Below are 14,799 nucleotides of genomic sequence, written 5' to 3'. Positions count from 1 at the left end.
CTCCTGACGTCGTCCTGTCATGATGGCCGGATGCACGCGTCTCAGGGGAGAAGCGCCGGCCTGGGACTCGCCCTGGCCTCGGCCTTCGCATTCGGCGGTTCAGGTGTGGCGGCGAAGCCGCTCATCGAGGCGGGACTCGACCCGCTCCATGTGGTGTGGCTCCGGGTGGCCGGCGCCGCCCTCGTCATGCTGCCGGTGGCCTGGCGCCACCGGGACCTCCTGCGGCGCAAGCCCGCTCTCCTCGCCGGCTTCGGCCTCCTCGCCGTCGCCGGTGTCCAGGCCTTCTACTTCGCCTCGATCTCCCGGATCCCGGTCGGCGTCGCCCTGCTCATCGAGTACCTCGCCCCGGCTCTCGTCCTCGGCTGGGTCCGCTTCGTCCAGCGCCGGCCCGTCACCCGCGCCGCCGCGCTCGGCGTCGTCCTCGCCGTCGGCGGTCTCGCCTGCGTCGTCCAGGTCTGGTCCGGACTCACCTTCGACCTGCTGGGACTCCTGCTCGCGCTCGGCGCGGCCTGCTGCCAGGTGGGCTACTTCGTCCTCTCCGACCAGGGCGGCGACGAGTCCGACCCGGCCGACCCGCTGGGTGTCATCGCGTACGGCCTCCTCTTCGGCGCGCTCGTCCTCACCGTCGTCGCGCGGCCGTGGGGCATGGAGTGGTCGGTCCTCGCCGGCAGCGCCGACATGAACGGCACCGACGCACCGGCCTGGCTGCTGATCGGCTGGATCGTGCTGATCGCCACCGTCCTCGCGTACGTCACCGGTGTCATCTCGGTGCGCCGGCTGTCGCCGCAGGTGGCCGGTGTCGTCGCCTGTCTCGAGGCCGTGATCGCGACCGTCCTGGCCTGGGTGCTGCTCGGCGAACATCTGGCGGCGCCGCAGATCATCGGCGGCGCGGTGGTCCTCGTCGGCGCATTCATCGCCCAGTCGTCGACGCCGAAGGCGTCCTCGGCGGAGCCCGTGGCCGGTTCGGAGCCGGGCCCCCGAGAGGCCGAGTTGTCGGCCGGCCGCACGGCCCCGTAGGGTGCCGATCATGCATTCGACCGTCCTTCCGCCTCCCGCCGCCTAGGCGCGGGCGGCGCTCCCCCTGACGAAGACCGGGCTCGGGCAGTCCCCGAGCGGTTCGTCGCTGCCCGCGCGCGGAGTCGAGCGACCACACCACCCCGTCTTCACACGGAGAAGCACGTGTCGAATTCCTCCTCCGCGTCCGCGGCAGCCATGCCTGCCGTCGGGCGGAGCCTGCTCTACCTGATCGTCGCCGGAATCGCCTGGGGCACCGCCGGTGCCGCGGCCTCGCTGATCTTCCGGGTCAGCGACATGGGCCCGCTGGCGCTCTCCTTCTGGCGCTGTGTCGGCGGCCTGGTGCTGCTGCTCGGGGCGCTGGCCCTGCGCCCCCGGCAGCGCACCACCGCCGCCGCGCCGGCACAACCGCGCCGGCGCCGGCTGATCCGCATCCTCGGGACGGGGATCGGTCTGACCGTCTTCCAGAGCGCCTACTTCGCCGCCGTCGAGGCCACCGGGCTCGCGGTCGGCACCGTCGTCACCCTCGGCGCGGGCCCCGTCATGATCGCGCTCGGGGCGCGGCTCACCATGGGCGAACGCCTCGGTGGCGGCGGCGCCGCAGCCGTCGGCGGGGCGCTCGCCGGACTGGCCGTGCTCGTGCTCGGCGGCGAGAGCGGTGAGGTGAGGCCGCTCGGAGTGGCTCTCGCGGTCCTCTCGGCGGCCGGGTACGCGGCGATCACCCTGCTCACCCGGTGGCTCGGGCGGGACGGCGGCCGCTCGGACGCCCTCTCGACGACCACCTGGGCCTTCGCGATCGGCGCGGTCGGGCTGCTGCCCATGGCCGCGGCGGAAGGGCTGTTCCCGCACACCGGGCAGCCCGCCGAGGTGCTCGGACTGCTCGTGTACGTGGCGGCGGTGCCGACGGCGCTCGCCTACGCGCTCTACTTCGCCGGGGCCGCGGTGGTGCGCGCGGCGACCGTATCCGTGATCATGCTGCTCGAGCCGGTGAGCGCGGCGGTCATCGCGGTCGCGGTGCTGGGGGAGGAGCTGACCCCGGCGACTCTGGCGGGCACGCTGCTCCTGCTCACCGCGGTGACCGGGCTGGCCTTCGCCGAGGCCCGGGACGCCGCCGTCCGACGCGGGGAGGCGGCTGCCTAGCCCGGGCCGTCTGCACCCCCGGCGCGTCGCTCAGGCGCGCCGGCGTACTTGGTGGGCCGCCGCCTCGGTGTCCCCTCGGGTCGCGCGGGCCGTCAGTCCCTCGACGATCCGGTCCTGGACCGGCTCTGGCTTGTGGTTCGCGTACTTGAACTTGGCCCGGACGTCGGTCACGTCGAGGCGCAGCACCCGCAGGCCCGGCAGAAGGCGGCCGAACGGGGCCTCCCCGGCCGTGACCGGGGCGGTGCCGCCCTCCGGCTGGAAGTGGGCGACCTGGCGGTTCAGGAGCCGGGCCTTCTCCGCCGGGTCGTCGATCACCTGCGCCGTGCAGCGCAGCTGGACGGCGGCGTAGAAGGAGGTGGGGGTCCCGCGCTCGGGCGGGGCTCCCTCCGGGGCCGCCCACGGGCCGGGGACGAAGGCGTAGTCGTCGACCACGCTCAGCAGGACCGTCGGGTTCGCCTCCAGCGCGGGCCACAGGGGGTTGGGGCGGGCGAGATGGGCGATCACCTGCCCGTGCGGGCCGGGCTCGGAGTCGTACCGGAAGTGCATCGGCTGGACCCATGGCGGCTCGCCGGGCAGTCCGTTGACGGCGAGCTGGCCGAAGTCGTGGCGGGTCAGCCAGTCACGCCACTCGCCGGAGTCGTGGGCGGCGTCCCAGGGATGGATCAGCATGGCACGGTCCTCAGACGGCGGTGAGGTAGGCGGGCAGGGCGACGGACGGATCGAGGTCCTCCGCCGGGACCGGGGTGTCGTAGGCCCTGCGTACGGGGATCACACCGGCCCAGTGGGGGAGGGCCGCGTCCTCCGGCTCGTCGTTCGGGCCGCCCGCGCGGACCTTGGCGGAGACCTCGTCGAGGTCGAGGCGCAGGACGGCGGTCGCGGCCAGCTCCCTGGCGTTGGCCGGACGGGAGTCGTCCGCACGGCCGGGGACGACGTGGTCGACCAGGGCGTCGAGGGCGGTGCGCAGCTCCTCGGGGTCGGTCACCTGGTGGGCGGTGCCGTGGACCACGACCGAGCGGTAGTTGATCGAGTGGTGGAACGCCGACTTGGCCAGGACCAGGCCGTCGACGTGCGTCACGGTGAGGCAGACGGGCAGTCCGGGGGCCCCGGGGCCCGAGCCTCCCGCCATCCGCACCGGGCGCGAGCCCGTGGAGCCGTGGACGTAGAGCCGGTCGCCGATCCGGCCGTACAGGGTCGGCAGCACGACCGGGGCGCCGTCGCGGACGAAGCCGAGGTGGCAGACGTACGCCTCGTCGAGTATCGAGTGCACCAACGCGCGGTCGTACGAGGCGCGGTGGCGGGAGCGGGTGGGGATGGTCCGCTCGGTCGGCTCGTAGGTATCCGTCATTGCGCTCTCCATTGCACTAGTGCATAATGTCTTTTGTGCTAGGAGAGTATCGGATCCAAGGTCGTCGCGCATCGGAGATTGCCGCCAGCGTCGAACGCGGGGTCGGTGAGGGTGCGCTGGAGCCAGGGCAACTACTGCCGCCCATGCGGGAGTTGGCGCTCACGCTCGGGGTGAATCCGAACACGGTCGCGGCCGCGTACCGGACCCTGCGGGAGCGTGGGGTGATCGAGACGGACGGCCGGCGCGGCAGCCGGGTGCGGCCGAGACCCGCCACGACGGCCCGCGGCTCGATCCGGGTCGAGGCTCCGGCCGGAGTGCGGGACGTCAGCAAGGGCAACCCCGACCCGGGCCTGCTGCCCTCACTCGGCGCGGCGCTCTCCGAGGCGGCGCGGCGGGCGGCCGAGCGCCCCGGGATGTACGGGGAGGCTCCCGTCGACGAGGAGTTCGCGCGGCTCGCCCGCGCCGCGCTGGACGCGGACGGGGTCCCCGACGGCCCGATCGCCGTCACCTCGGGGTCGCTCGACGCGATCGAGCGCGTACTCGCGGTCCACCTCAGGGCCGGTGACGCGGTCGCCGTCGAGGACCCTGGGTGGGGCAGCCTGCTCGACCTCGTCCCCGCGCTCGGACTGCGGCCCGTGCCGATCGCCGTCGACGACGAGGGGCCGCTGCCCGCGGCGGTGGCGGGGGCGCTGCGCGACGGCGTACGGGCGGTGATCATCACCGACCGCGCACAGAACCCGACCGGTGCGGCCGTCGGCGCGGACCGTGCGGCCGCCCTGCGGCACGTCCTGGCGGCCCACCCGGACGTGCTGCTCGTCGAGGACGACCACGGTCACGGGATCGTCGACCTGCCTCTGTCCCCGCTGGCCGGGGTGACCCGGCACTGGGCCTTCGTACGCTCGGTCGCCAAGGCGTACGGCCCCGATCTGCGGATCGCGTCGCTGACCGGCGACGCCGAGACCGTCGACCGGGTCCTCGGGCGTCAGCGGCTCGGGCCCGGCTGGGTCAGCAGAATCCTCCAGCACACGGTTGCGCACCTGTGGGCGACGGGCGCCGTTGACCCGGCGGCCGTCGCCGGGGCGTACGCGGAGCGGCGCGACGGGCTCGTACGGGCCTTGGAGCGGCGTGGCGTCGAGGCGCACGGACGGAGCGGGATGAACGTGTGGGTGCCGGTCTCCGACGAGACGGGCGCGGTGACCCGACTACTGGGCGCGGGCTGGGCGGTCGCCCCCGGAGCGCGCTTCCGGATGACGGCCGGCCCGGCCGTCCGGGTCACCGTCTCCGGTCTGACGCCAGGGGACATCGAGCCCCTGGCCGACGCGCTGGCGATCGCGTCGGGCCCGGCGCCGGCGCGGAGTTACGGCTGAGGGCCGGCCTGGCGGAGGAGTGATCCACCGCCGGAGGGCGGAGCACGGGTGAGGCCGCGCTCCGCCGTGCCCTACGGGCGTCCGGCCGGGTGGTGATCCGGCGAGGGGGTCGGGGGCGTGGCCGAGGGCACGGCCGGGGCGACGGCTTGAGCTGCTGCTCCGGACGCCGTCGGCGATGCGGTGGGCAGTGCACGAGGTGACGCGGTCCGTGACGCGGTCGGTGACGCCGTCGCTCGGATCGTGCGCTGCGGCTTTCTCGACGGGCCTCGGCGCTGGGTCAGGGCCGCGCCCGCGAGGACGATGGCGGCGCCGACCGGGGTGTTCCAGCCGAGGTGTTCGTCCAGGACGGCGACGCCCGCCGCCGTGGCGATCACCGGGATGAAGTAGGTGACCATCGCCGCCGTCGTCGGGCCGACCTCGGCCACGAGTCCGTACTGCAGCAGCATCGCGTACCCCGTGCCCAGCGCGCCCAACGCGATCACGGCGAGCAGCGGAACGACCTCGACCGACGACGGGAGCGAGGTGAACATCGGTGTCACCACCGCCAGTTGCAGCGTCGCGATGCCGACCTGGGTGCCGGCGAGCGAGAGGTTCGACGCCCCGTTGCCGGCCAGCGTGCGCCGCACGTAGATCCAGCCGACCGCATAGCTGAACGAGGCCAGCAGAGCCAGCGCGGTGCCGGTGACATCGAGCCCCGAGAAGCCCTGCCAGGCGCCGAGCACGGTCAGGACCCCGATGAAGCCGATGCCCAGGCCCGCCGCGCGCACCCGCGTCGGCCGGTCCTCGGAGAGCGCGACCAGGGAGAGGACCATGCCCCACAGGGGTGTCGTGGCGTTGCAGATGCCCGCCAGCGTCGAGGGGATGGTCAGCTCGGCGTACGAGAAGAGGGAGAACGGCAGCGCGTTCAGCAGGAACGCGGCCACCGTCAGATGGAGCCAGGTGCGCCAGCCGCGCGGCAGCCGCTCCCGCTTCACCACCATGGCGACGGCCAGCACCGCCGTACCGAACAGCAGCCGGCCGAAGGTCACCTGGAACGGCGCGAACCCTTCTGTGCCGACCTTGATGAAGAGAAAGCTGAAGCCCCAGATCAGGGCCAGGACGCCGAAGCGGATCCGCCAGTCGACCAGACGTGGGAGGCGGGCGGCGGGGGAGGTCGCGGAGCTCATGCCCCCAGAGTGACCGCTCCCATGTCTTAGAACAAGCGAGATTAAATGAAGCTCTTCGCTTAGAATTGCTTACATGTTGAACCTGGAGCGCCTCCGGACCCTGGACGCCGTCGCGCGGCACGGATCGGTCAGCGGCGCGGCCGACGGCCTGCACGTCACCACGTCGGCCGTGTCGCAGCAGCTGTCCAAGCTGGAGCGGGAGATCGGCCAGCAACTGCTCGCCAAGAACGGCCGGGGCGTACGCCTCACCGACGCCGGCCTGCTGCTCGCCCAGCACGCGGCACGCATCCTGTCGCAGGTGGAGCTCGCCCAGTCGGACATCGAGGCGCAGCGCGGCCAGGTCGTCGGCGAGGTGCGGATCGCGGCCTTCCCGACGGCGGCGCGCGGGCTGCTGCCCGGCGCCCTCGCCGCGCTGCGCACCGCCCACCCCGACCTCCGGGTGAAGACCACCGAGCTGGAGCCGGAGCGGGGCATCCGCGAGGTGCTGCGCGGCGATGCCGACCTGGCGATCGTCCTGGACTGGAGCAACAAGAAGGCTCCGGTGCCGGGCGGGCTCGAGCGGGCCCACCTCCTCGACGACGCGGCCGACGTCGCCGTGCACGCCGGCCATCCGCTGGCCGCACGGGACGAGGTGGATCTCGTCGACTTCGGCGACGACGACTGGGTCTCCTGGCCCGAGGGTGAGTTCTGCCACGACTGGCTGATGTTCACCCTGCGGTCGCAGGGCATGGAGCCGCGCATCGCCCATCTCGCCGCGGAGCACCACACCCAGCTCGCGCTGATCGCCGCCGGGCTCGGGGTGTGCGTCACCCCGCGCCTCGGCCGCGGCCCCACGCCGGACGGGGTGGTGCTGGTGCCCGTACGGCAGACGATGAAACGGCACATCTACGCGACCTGGCGCAGCGACGCCGACCGGCGGCCGTCCATCAGGGCGGCGGTCGAGGCGCTGCGGAGCGTCGGGGCGCCGTTGAGCAGCTGACGGGCACAGGCGCCGGGGTCCGGCCCTCCGCGAACGCGGCGGCGCGCCTGAGCGGCTAGATCTTGCGGAAGTCCCAGGACACCACGGCGTCCGGGGTCAGCCTCAGCCAGGCGTGCCGGCCGTCGTGCGGCATCGTGTCCATACCGAAGTTCTTGGCGGCGAAGAGCCTTTCGGGTACGTCGAGTTCGGGACACGGCTCTCCGGTGCGCGGTGCCTCGCCGACGAAGACCGCACTGCCCGACAGCTCCGCGCCGCGCAGCTCGCCGTACTCCTCACCGTCGTCGACTACCACCGCGATGCGCGGGTCGCCGCGCAGCTCGGCCCAACGGCGGCTCCGGGTGAGGGAGTAGAGCCAGAGCGAGGTCCCGTCCCAGACGAACCAGAGCGCGCCGACATGGGGACGGCCGTCCGCGGAGACGGTCGCGACCCGGCAGGTGCGCTGTTCGGTGAGGAAGGTGTCCAACTCGGCCGGGGTCATCATGATCCGGCGTCCACGGCGCTGTGCGACGGCCATCGACCGCCCCTTTCCAGAAGTCTGATGAAGTGTCAGAAATCATGGGCGCTCTTCCCTCCTGGGGCAAGGGTGGCTAGCCTCGCCCGCCCGGAGTACGGCGATGCGGGACAGGGGAGACCATGACCAGCACGACACAGTGGGCCCAGCTCCAGGAGCAGCTCGAACCGTCCGGCACGGTGCTGCTCACCGTCGAGTGCCAGCAGGGCGTCGTGGGCAGCAACAGTGCCCTGCCCGAACTCGCCACCGCCGCCCGGTCGTCGGGCGCGCTGACCAACGTCGCCCGGCTCGTCGCGGCAGCCCACGAGGCCGACGTGCAGGTGATGCACGCCGTCGCCGAACGCAGGCCGGACGGGCGCGGCGCCAACAGCAACGCCCGGCTCTTCCGGGCCGCCGCCCGGCTCCCCGTCCAGCAGCACAGCGGCAGCACGGCGGTACGGATCGCCGCACCCATCGAGGTCGCCGACCAGGACATCGTCGTACGACGGTTGCACGGGCTCTCGCCCCTCGCCGGGACCGACGTCGACCCGCTGCTGCGCAACCTCGGCTGCCGCACCCTCGTCGTCACCGGCGTCTCGGCCAACGTGGCGATCCCCAACGCCGTCTTCGACGCGGTCAACCTCGGATACACCGTGGTCGTGCCCGGCGACGCCATCGCGGGGGTGCCGGCCGACTACACCCCCGCGATGATCCGTCACACGCTCGCGCTCGTCTCCACCGTCGCCACCACCGAGGAGGTGCTGCGCTGCTGGAAGAGCCCGCGGCGCGTCACGCGAGCGTGATCGAGTCCCCGTCCACCTTGATCGGCGTCGGCGGCAGCGCGGCGGTGGCGGGTCCGCCCTTCACACTGCCGTCCGAGGCGTCGAACAGGCTCTGGTGGCACGGGCAGGTGATGACCCCGTCGGCGACACCGCTGACGGCGCAGCCCTGATGGGTGCACTTCGACGAGAAGGCCTTGAACTCGCCGGCCTTCGGCTGGGTGATCACCACTCCCTGTCCGTCGATGACCTTGCCGCCGCCCACCGGGATGTCCGCGGTCTTCGCGAGCGGTGTCCCCGCCTCCTTCGGGGCGTCACCCGAACCGCCTCCCGACGACCCGCCGTCCGAGGCGCCGCAGGCGGTGAGCGCGGCCACCAGACCCATGCCACCCGCCGCCGAGACGACCGTCCGACGTGCTACTCCACTCATCGCACTCCCCTTGCGTTCCGATCACACCGACGCGATCACTTTGGTAGGAGGGAGTACGAGCGGGAGCGCCGAAAAGTTCAACGCGTTACGAACCCGATCGCAGCGCCTCCAGGACCTCGCCCGCGAGCGCCACCGGATCGCCCGCCGGACGGGTCGGGTAGGAGGAATGACCGCGCGCCCAGGCGTCGTCCACCGCGAACCAGTCGACGGCGGCCGGAGCCGTACCGTTCACCAGGGCATCGTCGAGCTGCGCGAAGTACGCCGCCCACCTCGGGGCGTAGAGGTCCTGGATCAGACCGGACCACTCGCGGTTGGCGTAGTCGCGCAGGCCCCTCTCGCTGTGCACACGGTCGCCCCAGGTCGTCAGGATCGTGCGGGCGTCGTACTCCAGCCGGTCGCGCTCCGCGGCGTCCGCTCCCCAGGACCGCGCGGCGGCGAGCCACCGCCCGACCAGGAAGCGCGGATCGGAGCCGACCAGCCGGCCGAGCAGCTTCTCGTCGGCGTTCCACTCGTCGACCAGCGCCCGGAAGACCGTCAGGTCCCGCCCTTCGTACGCCGCCCTGATCCGGGGGAGGAGCACGCGGCTGCGGTTGGTGAGCGCCTGGCGGGCCACGTCGACCAGATCGAAGCGGTACGCGTCCGTGGTCCTCAGTTCCGGAGCCACCTGGAGCAGCTCCGCGAGCGCCTTCTCCACCCTCGTCGCGTCGTAGCGCATCGCCGTGGGACTCCAGCGGGCGGCGCGGACCGCCGTCAGACTCGGCCGCGCGGTGAACAGACTGTCCTGCGGCTCGCTCCAGCCGCTGGACGGCATGCTGTAGGGGCCCAGGCGCAACTGCTCCCACGCGGCGGCCGCGTGCGGATCCTCACCGCCGTAGCGGCGGGAGGCGTACGCGGAGAACCATGCCGCCTGGTCGACCGGGCCCGGCTGCCAGGCGAGTTCGGTGAACAGTTCGAAGGCCGCGGGGCTGCCGCCGGTGGCCTCCGGCAGATACGCGATGCCGCGCAGCGCGCTGTCGGGCTTCGCCAGCCATGTGTGGAAACGGTCGACCCACGCGCCGGTGTTGGCGCCGACACCGGTGTGGCCGCCGAAGTTGGGGATCGTGCCGAAGGCGTACGGCGTCCCGCCCCACTGAGTCTCCCGGTCCAGGTCGTCGTACCGGTCCGAGAGCCCGTCGACGATGAGTACCCGGCTGCGGTCCACGCCGCTCAGGACGGCCGGGGACGGGTTGCGCTGCCAGCCGAGCATCACCCAGGTGGCACCGGGGCGTGCGCTGTCCAGGGCCCGTTGGACGGCGCCCGCCGCGCTGGGGACGTCCACCGATCCCGGGGTGCCGCCCTCGTGCAGCAGGTCCATCTTGAACATGTCGGTGTCGCCGAACTTCCGCTGCTGGACCTGGTAGTAGGTGGCGGCGAGCCGGTCGAAGACCGGACCCGTCGGATCCAGCCAGTCGGGGCGGTCGAAGCCGAGCCATGTGCCCTGCGGCACCGTAATGGCGCCCGGGTTGCGGTCGGCGAAGCCCGGCGGGACCGTACCGAAGAAGCCCGGCAGGACGGGCGTCATGCCCAGCGAGCGCAGCCGGTCCGCGATCCGCCGACCGAGCGCGGCGCGTGCTTCGACCAGTTGCCGGGAGACCGGACCCGCGAACCCCGAGAGGTTCTGCAGCAGCCACCAGCCCTGGTGGGCCGGGCCGGGGATCCAGGCGCGCATTTCGGCCTCGCTGTAACCGAAGTCCTGGAGCGCGCGGTAGTAGGTGTACTCGGCGCCCGTCGGGACGAAGACCTCGTTCACCCCGTGCAGGGCCAGCAGATCGATGTCGCGCTGGTAGGAGGCGAAGTCGCGGTACGGGCCGGAGTAGCCCTCGTCGGTGTCGTTCAGGGCGTAGCGATGGGGCACGCTCGCCGCGCGCGTGATCTCGCCGTCGACGGCGGGGAGTCTGGCGGGCAGCCGGCCGATGCTGTCGCCGGGCCAGCCGATGTCGACACCGGCGACATGCTCCAGGTACCAGCCGACGCCGGTGAGCAGAGTGGCGGGGGAGGTGCCCCGCACCCGGATCGCGCCGGGCCCGCCGGACACGGAGAAGTGGTCGCCGGAGGCGGTTGCGGCGACCGGGACCAGGGTGAACTGCGAGGCCCGGGAGGGCAGCAGCCGCTTCAGGCTCGCCCGGGCGGGCGCGGGGTCGAAAGCGGGGGCGGCGGTATGGGGCATGGTGGGGGGTGGGGTCGTACGGACGAGGGTGTGGGGTGGGGCGACGGCGTGGGGTGGGGTCGTACGGACGAGGGTGTGGGGTGGGGCGGCGTTCTGCGCGGCCGAGGCGGCCGTGCCCGGAAGTGCCAGCACGGTCGCCGTGGCCAGCGCCACGACGGCGAGGGTCCTGAGACGTCGGATGACCGGGGGGCTGCCCATCTGGCTCCCTGCTCGGAGTGGTTGACGCATGGTCCGCCCACTGTCCGACGCCCGGCCGGTCCGGCGACGCAGGCGGAGCCGGGGAACGGACATCGCTCATCCGTGCGGGTGCAAGGGAGACGGCGTCCGGCGAGGGGGGAACGGCCTGCCGCATGAGTGAGGGGACCTGCATGTCCCCCTCGGGCGTCACGCCCGTGCTGGTGCGTTCATGGTCGAGCCGCTCACGGTGGATGAGCTCAGGAAGCACATCAAGAATCGCTACACCACTTTGGAGTAAACGCAATGATCAGTGAAGTCAGGATGCGAACCGGCGTGCCTGCCCCGTTCGCTGATATTGAATTCATTCTGGCGCATGTTCAAGTCCGGGAAGGACACCCGCCTTTGGCGTCCTTCACCGTCGTTGCCGACGAGGAACAGGACTACGACCTGGTCCCGGGGGACACCTTTGTCGTTCGGGGCGAGACGTGGGTATTTGACCGCGTTCAGGATGTTCCCGACCGGGGCCGGTACGCGGTTCTCAAGCGCGTCGAGTGAATCCCGGTCCGCAGCCGGCGGCTGACCCGTCGTGACGTCCTGGGCCGTGACGCCCGGCCGGCGGATAACCTGGGGAAATGCTTACAGAAGTGACAGCGACCCGCTACGTCACGCCCTTGCGTGAGGGCGGTTCGCTCCCCGGGATCGTCGAGGCCGACGATCTCGGTACGTACGTCATGAAGTTCACCGGGGCCGGGCAGGGGCGGAAGACCCTCGTCGCCGAGGTCGTCTGCGGGCAGCTCGCGCGGCGGCTCGGGCTGCGGGTGCCCGAGTTGGTGGGGATCCAGCTCGACCCCGTCATCGGGCTCTCCGAGCCCGATCAGGAGGTGCAGGAGCTGCTGAAGGCCAGCGGTGGGCTGAACCTCGGGATGGACTATCTGCCGGGATCCCTGGGGTTCGATCCGCTGGCGTACGAGGTGGACCCCAGGGAGGCGGGGAAGGTCGTCTGGTTCGACGCGGTGATCAACAACGTCGACCGGTCCTGGCGCAACCCCAACATGCTCGTCTGGCACGGCGACCTGTGGCTGATCGACCACGGCGCCACCATGATCTGGCACCACAACTGGCGCGGCGCCCAGGCCTCCGCCGCCAAGTCCTACGACGCCTCCGACCACGCCCTCGCGCCCTTCTCGCCGGACGTCGCCGCCGCCGCGGCCGAGCTCGCGCCCCTGGTCACGCGGGAGCTCCTGGAGGAGGTCGCCGCCGACGTCCCCGACGAGTGGCTCGTCGACGAGCCGGGCTTCGACACCACCGACGAGCTGCGCCAGGCCTACGTGGACGCGCTGCTGCCGCGCGCGGCGACGATCCACGAGCGCATCACACTCGGTCCGCGCGTCGAGCGCCGGCCCGCGCAGCCGCCCGGCTGGCTGGCCGACCGCCTCGCCCCCAGGCCGCACTCCACCCAGAAGGACCGCACCACGTGACCGACCGCGATGTCTTCGAGTACGCGCTGCTGCGCGTGGTGCCACGCGTCGAGCGCGGCGAGTTCTTCAACGCCGGCGTGGTGGTCTACTGCCGCGCCAAGTCCTACGTCGCCGCCCGCACGCACCTGGACGAGACCAAACTCCGCGCGCTCGACCCCCGTGCGGACGTCATCGGCGTACGGGCGGCGCTGCACGCCGTCGAGGGCGTCTGCCTGGGCGGAGAGGACGCCGGACAGGCGGCGCGCGACGACGCCGGGCGGCGCTTCCGCTGGCTGATCGCGCCCCGCTCCACCGTCGTCCAGCCGGGCCCGGTGCACACCGGTCTGACCGCCGATCCCGAGGCCGAGGTCGAAAGGCTGCTCGATCTGCTGGTGCGCTGAGCCCCGGTGCGCGGCGCGGAGTGATCCGGTGCACCCGGTGGGCCGTTGACACCGGGTGCCAGGGCTTCTAGCGTCTCGTCTGCGGAAGGTACTAAGCGGTCGCTCATGTGTGGGACGCACCGTGTGAGCCGCATCCATGGATGATCCAAGGGCGAGGAGAACCAGCATGTCGACCACCGAGCAGCGCGTAGCCGTCGTCACCGGCGCGGCACGGGGCATTGGCGCCGCGACCGCCGTACGGCTGGCCGCCGAGGGCCGTGCCGTCGCCGTACTCGACCTCGACGAGGCGGCCTGCAAGGACACCGTCGAGAAGATCACCGCCGCCGGTGGCACCGCCATCGCCGTCGGCTGCGACGTCTCCGACAGCGCCCAGGTCGAGGCCGCCGTCGCGCGCGTGGCCACCGAGCTCGGCGCGCCGACGATCCTCGTCAACAACGCGGGCGTGCTCCGCGACAACCTGCTCTTCAAGATGTCCGAGGCCGACTGGGACATGGTCATGAACGTCCACCTCAAGGGCGCGTTCCTGATGGCCAAGGCCTGCCAGAAGCACATGGTCGACGCGGGCTTCGGCCGGATCGTCTCGCTCTCCTCGTCCTCCGCCCTCGGCAACCGCGGCCAGGCGAACTACTCGGCCGTCAAGGCCGGTCTGCAGGGCTTCACCAAGACCCTCGCCAAGGAGCTCGGCAAGTTCGGCATCACCGCCAACGCCGTCGCCCCGGGGTTCATCGTCACCGAGATGACCGCGCAGACCGCCGAGCGTGTCGGCATGGGCTTCGAGGACTTCCAGGCCGCGGCCGCCTCCATGATCCCGGTCCAGCGGGTCGGCAAGCCGGAGGACATCGCCAACGCCATCGCCTTCTTCACGGGCGACGACGCAGGCTTCGTATCCGGCCAGGTCCTGTACGTGGCCGGCGGCCCGCTCAACTGACGCCCGCGCGGGAAGAGGAGACGTACATGAGCACGAAGGAACTGCCCGAGCTGTCCGGCAAGGTCGCTCTGGTGACCGGCGCCAGCCGGGGTATCGGCTACGGCGTCGCCGAGGCCCTGGTCGCCCGCGGAGACCGGGTCTGCATCACCGGACGGGGCGAGGAGGCCCTCAAGGAGGCCGTGGAGCGCCTCGGCTCCGACCGGGTCATCGCCGTGCCCGGAAAGGCCCACGACGAAGCCCACCAGGCCGCCGCGGTCGAGGCGACCATGGAGGCCTTCGGCCGGGTCGACTTCCTGGTGAACAATGCCGGAACCAACCCGGTTTTCGGTCCGATCGCCGAGCTCGACCTGAATGTCGCCCGTAAGGTCTACGAGACGAATGTGATCTCCGCTCTGGGATTCGCCCAGCTGACCTGGCGCGCCTGGCAGAAGGAGCACGGCGGCGCGATCGTGAACATCGCCTCGATCGCCGGCATCTCCGCCTCGCCGTTCATCGGGGCATACGGGATGAGCAAGGCGGCCATGGTCAATCTGACCCTCCAGCTCGCCCATGAATTCGCGCCGGTGGTCCGCGTCAACGCGATCGCCCCGGCCGTCGTCAAGACCAAGTTCGCCCAGGCTCTCTACGAGGGCCGGGAGGCGGAGGCCGCCGCCGCGTACCCGCTCGGCCGGCTCGGGGTCCCGGAGGACATCGGCGGGGCCGCCGCCTTCCTCACCTCCGCCCAGTCGGACTGGATCACCGGTCAGACGCTGGTGGTCGACGGAGGGCTTTTCCTCAACTCCGGCGTCGAGTGACCGATATCCGGACACTTTCTTGAATTCCTGACCGGTTTGACCCCGGTTAGTCGTTGAATGCCTCAAGTGCCCCGTCAGGGTCGAACATTGACCTGACGGGGCGCTGCGGTATGGTCGGCCGACCCA

At 72.1% G+C, this 14,799-nt stretch carries 16 protein-coding genes; 10 read left to right on the top strand and 6 right to left on the bottom strand.

Annotated features, from left to right (window positions below; translation table 11 throughout):
* The first annotated feature begins 30 nt into the window (after positions 1-30).
* A complete protein-coding gene (locus ACFY8U_RS31975) occupies positions 31-1,017 on the top strand; it encodes a DMT family transporter (protein ID WP_389575694.1) in 987 nt (328 codons plus the stop codon).
* Between the two features lie 195 nt (positions 1,018-1,212).
* Positions 1,213-2,154, top strand: a complete 942-nt coding sequence (locus tag ACFY8U_RS31970; RefSeq protein ID WP_389575718.1) for a DMT family transporter — start codon at positions 1,213-1,215, stop codon at positions 2,152-2,154.
* A 30-nt stretch (positions 2,155-2,184) separates the two neighbouring features.
* On the opposite strand, the gene ACFY8U_RS31965 is transcribed toward ACFY8U_RS31970, so the two are convergent.
* Positions 2,185-2,823 carry an FMN-binding negative transcriptional regulator gene (locus ACFY8U_RS31965; protein WP_389575693.1) on the bottom strand — a complete coding sequence of 213 codons (639 nt, stop codon included), beginning with the start codon at positions 2,821-2,823 and terminating at the stop codon, positions 2,185-2,187.
* A 10-nt stretch (positions 2,824-2,833) separates the two neighbouring features.
* Positions 2,834-3,499 (bottom strand): pyridoxamine 5'-phosphate oxidase family protein, encoded by a 666-nt coding sequence (locus ACFY8U_RS31960; RefSeq protein ID WP_389575692.1) that lies wholly within the window; start codon positions 3,497-3,499, stop codon positions 2,834-2,836.
* Positions 3,500-3,534: 35 nt separating this feature from the next.
* Here ACFY8U_RS31960 and ACFY8U_RS31955 point away from each other — a divergent pair, with 35 nt between their 5' ends.
* Positions 3,535-4,866, top strand: coding sequence for an aminotransferase class I/II-fold pyridoxal phosphate-dependent enzyme (locus tag ACFY8U_RS31955; protein WP_389575691.1), 1,332 nt, complete (start codon positions 3,535-3,537; stop codon positions 4,864-4,866).
* 71 nt (positions 4,867-4,937) lie between these two features.
* Here the strand turns inward: ACFY8U_RS31955 and ACFY8U_RS31950 are convergent, their stop codons facing one another.
* Positions 4,938-6,032, bottom strand: a complete 1,095-nt coding sequence (locus ACFY8U_RS31950) for a DMT family transporter (protein ID WP_389575690.1) — start codon at positions 6,030-6,032, stop codon at positions 4,938-4,940.
* Between the two features lie 73 nt (positions 6,033-6,105).
* Here ACFY8U_RS31950 and ACFY8U_RS31945 point away from each other — a divergent pair, with 73 nt between their 5' ends.
* Positions 6,106-7,011 carry a LysR substrate-binding domain-containing protein gene (locus tag ACFY8U_RS31945; RefSeq protein ID WP_389575689.1) on the top strand — a complete coding sequence of 302 codons (906 nt, stop codon included), beginning with the start codon at positions 6,106-6,108 and terminating at the stop codon, positions 7,009-7,011.
* Between the two features lie 55 nt (positions 7,012-7,066).
* Here ACFY8U_RS31945 and ACFY8U_RS31940 read toward each other — a convergent pair whose 3' ends face one another.
* Positions 7,067-7,525 (bottom strand): pyridoxamine 5'-phosphate oxidase family protein, encoded by a 459-nt coding sequence (locus ACFY8U_RS31940; protein ID WP_361765686.1) that lies wholly within the window; start codon positions 7,523-7,525, stop codon positions 7,067-7,069.
* Between the two features lie 119 nt (positions 7,526-7,644).
* On the opposite strand from ACFY8U_RS31940, the gene ACFY8U_RS31935 reads away from it, so the two are divergent.
* A complete protein-coding gene (locus ACFY8U_RS31935) occupies positions 7,645-8,304 on the top strand; it encodes a cysteine hydrolase (RefSeq protein WP_389575688.1) in 660 nt (219 codons plus the stop codon).
* Here ACFY8U_RS31935 and ACFY8U_RS31930 read toward each other — a convergent pair.
* Positions 8,291-8,710, bottom strand: coding sequence for a Rieske (2Fe-2S) protein (locus tag ACFY8U_RS31930; RefSeq protein WP_361437531.1), 420 nt, complete (start codon positions 8,708-8,710; stop codon positions 8,291-8,293). The genes ACFY8U_RS31935 and ACFY8U_RS31930 overlap by 14 nt on opposite strands.
* Positions 8,711-8,795: 85 nt before the next feature.
* Entirely contained in the window at positions 8,796-11,114 is a 2,319-nt protein-coding gene (locus tag ACFY8U_RS31925) for an alpha-N-acetylglucosaminidase (RefSeq protein WP_389575687.1), read from the bottom strand.
* Between the two features lie 282 nt (positions 11,115-11,396).
* Between ACFY8U_RS31925 and ACFY8U_RS31920 the strand changes: the two genes are divergently transcribed.
* From ACFY8U_RS31920 to ACFY8U_RS31900, 5 genes are all read left to right on the top strand, one after another.
* Positions 11,397-11,648 (top strand): DUF6406 domain-containing protein, encoded by a 252-nt coding sequence (locus ACFY8U_RS31920; RefSeq protein WP_389575686.1) that lies wholly within the window; start codon positions 11,397-11,399, stop codon positions 11,646-11,648.
* A 77-nt stretch (positions 11,649-11,725) separates the two neighbouring features.
* On the top strand, positions 11,726-12,571 hold the full coding sequence (locus ACFY8U_RS31915) for a HipA family kinase (RefSeq protein WP_389575685.1): 846 nt from the start codon (positions 11,726-11,728) through the stop codon (positions 12,569-12,571).
* Positions 12,568-12,951 carry a DUF3037 domain-containing protein gene (locus tag ACFY8U_RS31910; RefSeq protein WP_361437538.1) on the top strand — a complete coding sequence of 128 codons (384 nt, stop codon included), beginning with the start codon at positions 12,568-12,570 and terminating at the stop codon, positions 12,949-12,951. The genes ACFY8U_RS31915 and ACFY8U_RS31910 overlap by 4 nt, the downstream gene beginning before the upstream one ends.
* Before the next feature lie 166 nt (positions 12,952-13,117).
* Positions 13,118-13,879, top strand: coding sequence for a 3-oxoacyl-ACP reductase FabG (fabG, locus tag ACFY8U_RS31905; protein ID WP_361437540.1), 762 nt, complete (start codon positions 13,118-13,120; stop codon positions 13,877-13,879).
* A gap of 26 nt (positions 13,880-13,905) precedes the next feature.
* The gene (locus ACFY8U_RS31900; protein WP_352189501.1) at positions 13,906-14,673 is read left to right on the top strand and encodes an SDR family oxidoreductase; all 768 of its coding nucleotides are present in this window, start codon (positions 13,906-13,908) and stop codon (positions 14,671-14,673) included.
* Positions 14,674-14,799: the final 126 nt, after the last annotated feature.

This window comes from Streptomyces sp. NPDC012508, assembly GCF_042902595.1.
Classification (GTDB): domain Bacteria; phylum Actinomycetota; class Actinomycetes; order Streptomycetales; family Streptomycetaceae; genus Streptomyces.
This window is presented reverse-complemented; position numbering and strand designations above follow the sequence as displayed.